Origin of the sequence: Streptomyces sp. NRRL F-5755 (genome assembly GCF_001279365.1) — a bacterium.
GTDB lineage: Bacteria > Actinomycetota > Actinomycetes > Streptomycetales > Streptomycetaceae > Streptomyces > Streptomyces rimosus.
Genome location: NZ_LGCW01000027.1, coordinates 20,977 through 28,091, shown reverse-complemented (window position 1 = coordinate 28,091; position 7,115 = coordinate 20,977). Strand labels below are relative to the sequence as shown.

Sequence of the window (7,115 nt, the reverse complement as noted above, 5' to 3'; positions counted from 1 at the left end):
ACAGCTCCCACAGGCTGTCCGGCACCATCCGCTCGACAAGAGGGGCAGTCACCATCCCAGACTGCCGCAAGATCACACCAAACGAAATGACGTCTTAGAGGGGTGGGGCGGCGCCTCAGTCTGACTGCCACTGGTGCCGCATCCCCTGAATGAGTACCTCGGCCGACTACTTTCCGACGGCAGTGTCCGGCAAAGAGGTTGAGGTGATGGTTGATCGCAAGACGGTGACGCGCCAGACATTCAGGGTCCACATGGAGCGGCAGGCGTTTGTGACGAGCCCGACCAGCAGCGTGGTAGCAGCGCCGGCGACGGCGGCGATCGCGATCCCGCGGCGGAGTCTCAGCCAAGGCACCAGCAGCCGGGGGAGGGTTCGATTCCGCTCGGGTGTCACGGCCGAGACGCCACGCGCCGCCAACTGACCTGGTCACGAGCGCCACCCCCGCGTCCGACGCCAACTCCCCTGACAGACAACTCTCCTGGTCCTTGGCCAAGGACGTCTCTGCGCCATGGAAGCGTGTTGTAGATATCAGAGTGGGCATGGGGTTCCTCGCCCTGGACTCCGCATGTGTGCTGTCCCCTGCCAACAACCCCGGGGTTAGGATTCCAGTCTTGTAGATCAAGGAGGCGCCCCGTGGACTGCATCGAACGGCCCGAACTCCTGCCGGACTGCGACGTTCCGGCTCGGCATCGGGAGCCCGACGATTTTGTCGAAACCTGCCTTGTTCGCCTTGCGGACGAGACCCTTGCCGACAGCTGGCGCACCAACAGCCTCACCGCCTGCGAGGTCAGAGGCGGCGCCGCCCACGCCGCAGCCGGGTTCGTGGTACAGGCTCCGGGCCCTTGGCATCAAGACCTGCAGCGCATTCTCCGCGTGTCAGGGGCCAATGTTGATCGCCCCCGATACACGCCGGGCGAGTACACACTTGGCCTCTGTTACGTAGCCGGCACCAAGAAACTGCCACGGGGCCTACGGCATCGTGCAGCTGACAGATTGGTCTCCCGCTTCCGTGACGATGTGGGGTACGCGGAAGCTCGGCACCTGCTACCTAAGAACGAATGGGATTGGCTCGCGGACGCGGTACGAGAAGGATGGGCAGTGTGGACGGCGCAGCTGTTCGCGGACGACGAAACGGCCCCGCTGAAGACACGTATGAGAGTGGGAATGGCTCTTGCCGAGTATGAGCACCCGACCGGTTACGTACCCGAAGCCGTGACGAAACTCGTCGTGCATCCGGGGGCCGCGAGCGCCGACCGCCTCGCTGTCGCGATAGCTGTGGCCCACCGCGACCCCAAGGCGGGGGTAGGTCCGCTGTGCAGCATCGCATCGGATCCCTTGGTTCAGGCCGGGCACCGGGCACAAGCCATCGAAATGCTGGAGCAGAGTGATTCGACCAAGGCCCAGGAGATGCGGGCACTGCAAACCCGCCTCCCCTCGAGCCGAGAAGCTCGTGAGCAGCAGCGTGAAGCAGCTGAACGCGCGAAGCACGAGGAAGTGGCCCGACGGAAGCGAGAGACGCCTGAGGCCGTCACTGGGCGGCTTGACGCCCAGATCGAAGAAATTGTGAACAGCTTGCGCATCCGGGACGCGGATGATGGCCTCGGCGGTCGTCTTGACGATCACCTTGCCGAGACCGACTCGCAAGGCGTGGCTCAGGACATCGTCGACATTTTTGACGCGGTCTGCGATGAGGACATCGACGCCTCCATTCGTCTCTTGGCGACCCTGACTCGCATCCGGTACGGAATTGGGGTCGAAGCTGCCCTGGACGAATCCGTGTCTGATGATCCGGACGGAGGCGTCATTCCGCGGCTTACTCAAGAAGGGCTGGAGACATACGCGAAGGAGCGGGCAGAGCATTCGTGGACGATCTGGAGGGAAGTAGTCGAAGAGCACGGCTGGGATGACGAGGACCGCATCGGCGAAGTGGAGCGTAAGGACGAAGAGATCACCTGGGAAGTCCGCGACCTGCTCCTTCGAAAGGCCGGCGATCACCTTCGAGCCCTCGAACACCACTTGACGTGGAAGACCTGGCCGGCCCTCCTGGACGCTGCAGAAGAGAGAAAGTTCGCAGCTGCCTTGGGACACCTGGCAACGGCCCGACTCCTTGCTGAGGAAGCCGCGAGTGCGGAGGTCTTGTGGAAGGGCACGATGGCGAGGAGCTATTACTTCGACCCGCTGTCGATGCCTTGGCCGCGCGACTTCTGGCTGGTGCTGGAGGAGTGGCGGCACGGCGCGACCGGACGGTGAACTGTGGGTGACAGCACCCGTACGGCTGCTATCGCAGCCCCCCATCCGCTATTCCGTACGCTGCAACTCAGCGTGGAACCGGCGAGTCGGCTGTCAATGTGCGGCCTCGTGGCACGGGACAGCTCCGGAAGGCGCTTCGGGTCCATAAATAACAGCTGATCAGGGAGGCACGGTCGTCAAACCAGGGGTTGCCCGGCCCACAGATAGTCCATGATCCGTTGCTGTGTGTGCAGGATGCTGTAGGTTCCTGCGGCACGTGGTGCTGCGTCCCCATCACCGCAATCGGATGAGTAGCGCGTCAGCGCGGGCAGTTGCGCTGTCGCCGGACGTGTTATCGGTTACCGCGGACCGATGGGCAGGCCGGAACAGAACCCGGCGTACAGCCCGACTCGTCTGCTACTACGGCCCTGACCTGGGGTTTCCCCTGGGAGGGGCTGTTTTGCGGTCGTTAGGAGTACCTTCGCTGACCTGCGGTTTCCTGGGAGTTCCCGGGCGGATGCGCACTGGACGCGCACTCGGCCGGGGTCTGCAGGGGGACACGTCCTCTGACCGGAGCATCACGAGCACAGGGCCCACTTGCTGGCCCTACTTCTCGATGACGAAGTAGATGGCCCGGTGCTCATCACCTTCTCCAGCAGGCCACTGTCCGCCAGTCGTCGGTACACCTCTCGGATGTACTTCTCGGAGGGGTGGTAACCGGCGTCTCGCATGGTCTGCATTCCGCGGCTCGGGTCCCAGGTCCCGCCGAGCGCGCGAACGGGCTTCTCCAGGGACTATCGCTGGGTGTTCTCAGCCTTCTGCACCTTGGCCATGTGGTTGCGGATGCTTTCAGGGGCGCCCTTGTAATCGCAGTGGTCGCACTTTTTCCAGGCGCCCGCTTCGACGGCTGCGTCGGTGACTGGGTTGTCGGGGCCAAAGCCCTGGCTTTTAAGGAGTTCGGCGACGGAGCTGTTGTGGTGGACGGCGAGGTAGGCGGCTTCGGCGATCTTGTCATGGCCAGCGGCGAAGGTGCGTCCGTAGCCGACGGCGGTCTGGCAGCCGCAGTAGCAGCGGTTGGTGGTCGCGGTGTCTGTCATGCCGTCAGGTCAGGGCACCCCGGAGGACCCTAGCAAGGCTTGGAAACCCTTGGATTTCTAGGATGATGCAAGATGGGGTGGCGCTCCGTGCCCCACGCTGGGCGCTGCATTTCCGTTCATCTGGGGTGAAAAATGGACGTGCTGTCAGGGTGGTGAGGAACGCTGCCTGCAAGGGGGGCGCAGAACACATCGATCGAGGTGAAGTCGTTGCTGGTCACCGGGCTTTCCCCTCCCCGGAGTTGCAGCCGGTGGCCCATCGGGCACCGGAGATCGGCAGCCACATTACGCAGCCCTGCCGACGGGCGGACATGCTTCTATCAGCGACCTTCCGGTGCCGCCAGGACCGGCGGCAGCACCCCCCGGATCATCAACGACAGGGGCAGAGAGCCATACCGGCCCCGGAGGTCACGAACACAGTTCGGGCTCTAATCGGAAGGTAATGGGCTGGGACGGCCAGGACGTCGTGGAGCCGGTCGCCGACGCCGGTGGGGAGCCCGGTGATCAGCTCGCGGGAACGCGCCCGCAGGATCTGCAGGAAGGTGGTGAGCAGCCCGCGGAAAAGCGTCGTCCGCGCGTCGGGCAGCGGCTCGCACCAGCTGTGCAGCGCATCGTCGTGGCCACCGAGGCCGGGGAGCAGTAGCCGCGGGTCGAGCCCACGGCGCCAGCAGCGGGCCTGGAAGTCGTGCGCCTCGTCCGTGGTGTGCCGCTTCGACCGCCGCCGCGGTGCTCAGGACGGTGATCAGGCTGTCGAGCCAGCCGTGGCCGCGGGCGGAGTCGTCCAGCGCGCAGAGCACGCGAAACGCCGTGTGCGCGGCCTCGGCCGGGCCGCCCGTACCGCGTGATGGAGGTCGTCGGCGGCGTAGACGGCGCCTCGCCGGCGCGACGAGTTCAGGGGCTCACCGATGGCTGGTCCGAGTGTCCGGCTACCGATCGTGCGCAGCCGCGGACAAGGAACTATTGATGCGCTCCCCCCCCCGCTACGGCGAGGCGGAGCCGCTCTGGAGTCATTGGGAACGTGAGCGCGTGATGACTCTTGACTGCACTTCTCGTCCTGGCTACTCTTTGAGACTCAATGGGCGCGTGAGCGCGTGATGGAGAGATGGTCTTGGACGCGAGAACCTACCTCAGCAGCCTCGGAATCGACGTATCCGACGCTGCGCAGCCGGTCATCGGACGGCTGGCGCTCGCTGGGGAGTTCATGCTCGGCGGCGAGCGCGGTGTGCTGCTTCGCCCCAAGCGCGGTGATGTGTCCGACCGCTACCTCGAGCTCCTCGCGGGCGAGGGCTACGCATTTGTGATCGTCGACGGCGGCAGCTATCCATCGTTCTACGCTCGCGAGCAGGAGGGGCTCGTCCCCGTGCGGGCACTGCCCGTCGCCGACCGCAGCCACTTTCCGTCGGCAGGAGTCCTCGGCGCCTGGGGGCAGTTGATTCATGCGGCCGCCGGTCACGGTGACGCGATGAAGCTGGGCGTCGCCCAGATGGTCGCTCGCCTGGATGGCGATGAGGTGTTTGAGCCGGACCTCGTCCGCCCCACGGGCGGCGTGCCCGTCTCGCGTCTCGGTGGTGACGAGTCGGTCGCAGTAGAACCGCTCCGCACGGCGGCTGCGCTCCTGGCCGGCTTTCGACTCCGCCCGAACGCGCCCGATGAGTTGGTCCGTCTCGTCGTCGCGCTGTCCTCACTGCTTCCCAACAAGGGTCAGTTTTCCGGGCTGACCGAGAGCGTGGCGCCCTTGGTGCGCGGACATCAGCTCGGCGCTCGTCGTCTCCTGGTCTCAGGCGGAGCGGGGGTGGAGATCGCCGCACTCCTCGGCGCGGAGGGCACGATCTTTCTTCCGGCCGAGCTTCGCCTGCTCGAGCCGCTGCTGGAGCGCCTGCTTCCGAGCGTCGAGCGTGTGTTCGCTGACTTCCTGCAGTCGAACCTCGATGGGTCCTACGACGGCGTGATCGTCGTCCCGCCGTTCGGCCTCCAACTGAGCGGAGCCCAGCTGGCCAGGTTTGAGCTGTCGAAGCGCGGGGGCAAGGTGCGCAGCCGCGTGCCTGCAGAGCTGCTGTTCATCGAGCACGCGCTCGCGGCGATGGCCGATGGCGCTCTCCTCGTCACCGTCTTGCCCGAAGGCCTGCTCTCGAGCGCCGGGCATGCGGACTTCCGCGAGTGGCTGCTCGAACACGCACGTCTGCTGGCGGTCGTCAGCCTGCCTGCCGGAACCTGCTTCCGCGGCACGGGGGTTAAGTGCTCCGTCGTGGTACTCCGCAAGTCGGCGCTGGCCGACGACTACCCGATCCTCATGGTCGACGTGGAGGCGCACGACCTCCGCGGCGACATCGGCGCGGCGCGGTCGAAGCTCGACGACTTCCTCGAACGGGAGGTAGCCGCATGCGCGTAGCCACGCTCTCCCGCGCCGACCTCGGCAAGCGGCACGTTCGCCTCGACCCGGCCTTCTACCTCGGGCGCGAGTTGGTGCGGTCGACGATGAGCTCGGAGGGCAGTCGACACGTTAGCCTCGAGGATATCGTCGAGTCCATCCACGACGGGGCTCGCCTGCCTTCGGCTGCATCGGGGATCCCGATGCTCCGCTTGAACAACGTGCGGCCCTGCGAGCTGGACTTGAGCGGCATGGCCCACGTCGACGGCACCGACGCCAAGTGGATCAACGTCCAGGAGAACGACGTCCTGTTCACGCGGGCAGCCCAGCCGTTTCGTGCGGCCGCGGTCCAGTCGGGGATGCCTGCAGAGATCGCCGTGTCGTCGGAGCTAACCATCATCCGGCCCCGGCCGGCGGTCTTGCCCGAGTACCTGGCCGCCGTGTTCTGCACGCCGACGCTGAACCGGATCCTGCGTGACCTCGCGTACCGCGGTGGCTCGTCGGCGCTGCCGCGCCTTCGCCTCTCGGACATCGCGCGCCTCCCGATCCCGCTGCCCCCGCGCAGCCTGCAGGAGTCGCTCGGGCTGCAGTACCAGCGGGCCGTCGACCTGACCGCGAGCGCCCGCGCCGAGTTCAACGCGGTGGTGACGGCGATCCACACCGAGATAGATCACCGTGTCTCCGGGGTCAAGCCCCCCAGCAGGGCCATCGAGGTTCTCCGATCGCAGCTGGCAGACCGGTGGGACGTCCCGTTCAACCGCGGGCGCGTGTTCCGTCATTCTTCGGCAGCATCGTCGGCCATGCGGCCGTTGCTCCAGCTTGCGAAGCCCGCCGGCACGAGCCTTCGTGGCCTCGCCGATGACGAGGAGGTCTTCGCCGTTCAGGCCGACGACGTGAACGAGAGCACCTTCCTTGTCGAGGGCGGCGAGGTTCGGCCCCTGTCCGACCTGTCCTCGCGCATGCGGCAGCGGCTCGAGGTGGGCGATGTCCTGCTGTGCACGACAGGCTCGGGCGACCAGGTCGCTTACATCGACGAGGAGCTCGGACCCGAAAAGCAGCCGCTCCTCGGGAGCGCCACCTTCACCACCCTCCGCTTCCACGAGACGCCCCGCGTCTTCGCCGTCGCGCTCGCGCATCCCCTCGTTCGCACGCAGCTCCGGCTGCTCTCCTCCGGGTCCGTGCAGCGTTTTGTCAACAAGCGCGACCTCGATGAGCTGCTCGTCCCGGTGCTGGGTCAAGTCTGGCGAGAGGACTTCGAGACCCGGCTCACCCGAGCGATGCAGCGTCGCCGCGAGGCGTTGCTGGCGCGGACCGCACTCATCGAAGCTGCCGACGACTACCTCCGGGAGGCGATGTCGTGAACGCCGTGGCGACCACCTCGAGCTCTCCCGGGGGTTGGAGTTGCTCTGTGCGGCGTGATGTGCTC

At 66.3% G+C, this 7,115-nt stretch carries 6 protein-coding genes and 1 pseudogene; 6 read left to right on the top strand and 1 reads right to left on the bottom strand.

Annotated features, from left to right (window positions below; genetic code table 11):
* The first annotated feature begins 149 nt into the window (after positions 1 to 149).
* The 3 genes and pseudogenes from ADK86_RS05385 to ADK86_RS43680 form a co-directional block, all read left to right on the top strand.
* Complete coding sequence (locus ADK86_RS05385) at positions 150 to 419, top strand: hypothetical protein (protein ID WP_159393782.1); 270 nt, start codon at positions 150 to 152, stop codon at positions 417 to 419.
* 212 nt (positions 420 to 631) lie between these two features.
* The gene (locus ADK86_RS05380) at positions 632 to 2,248 is read left to right on the top strand and encodes a hypothetical protein (protein WP_159393781.1); all 1,617 of its coding nucleotides are present in this window, start codon (positions 632 to 634) and stop codon (positions 2,246 to 2,248) included.
* A 256-nt stretch (positions 2,249 to 2,504) separates the two neighbouring features.
* A pseudogene (locus ADK86_RS43680) lies at positions 2,505 to 2,594 on the top strand (thymidine kinase); the annotation flags it as partial.
* A gap of 427 nt (positions 2,595 to 3,021) precedes the next feature.
* Here ADK86_RS43680 and ADK86_RS05375 read toward each other — a convergent pair.
* Entirely contained in the window at positions 3,022 to 3,324 is a 303-nt protein-coding gene (locus ADK86_RS05375; protein ID WP_234345722.1) for a hypothetical protein, read from the bottom strand.
* A 439-nt stretch (positions 3,325 to 3,763) separates the two neighbouring features.
* Here ADK86_RS05375 and ADK86_RS05370 point away from each other — a divergent pair, with 439 nt between their 5' ends.
* From ADK86_RS05370 to ADK86_RS05360, 3 genes are all read left to right on the top strand, one after another.
* Entirely contained in the window at positions 3,764 to 3,964 is a 201-nt protein-coding gene (locus ADK86_RS05370; protein WP_053695543.1) for a hypothetical protein, read from the top strand.
* A 465-nt stretch (positions 3,965 to 4,429) separates the two neighbouring features.
* Positions 4,430 to 5,710: an HsdM family class I SAM-dependent methyltransferase gene (locus tag ADK86_RS05365; protein ID WP_159393780.1), complete on the top strand. Its 1,281-nt coding sequence runs from the start codon at positions 4,430 to 4,432 to the stop codon at positions 5,708 to 5,710.
* The gene (locus tag ADK86_RS05360; RefSeq protein WP_053695541.1) at positions 5,701 to 7,050 is read left to right on the top strand and encodes a hypothetical protein; all 1,350 of its coding nucleotides are present in this window, start codon (positions 5,701 to 5,703) and stop codon (positions 7,048 to 7,050) included. The genes ADK86_RS05365 and ADK86_RS05360 overlap by 10 nt, the downstream gene beginning before the upstream one ends.
* Positions 7,051 to 7,115: the final 65 nt, after the last annotated feature.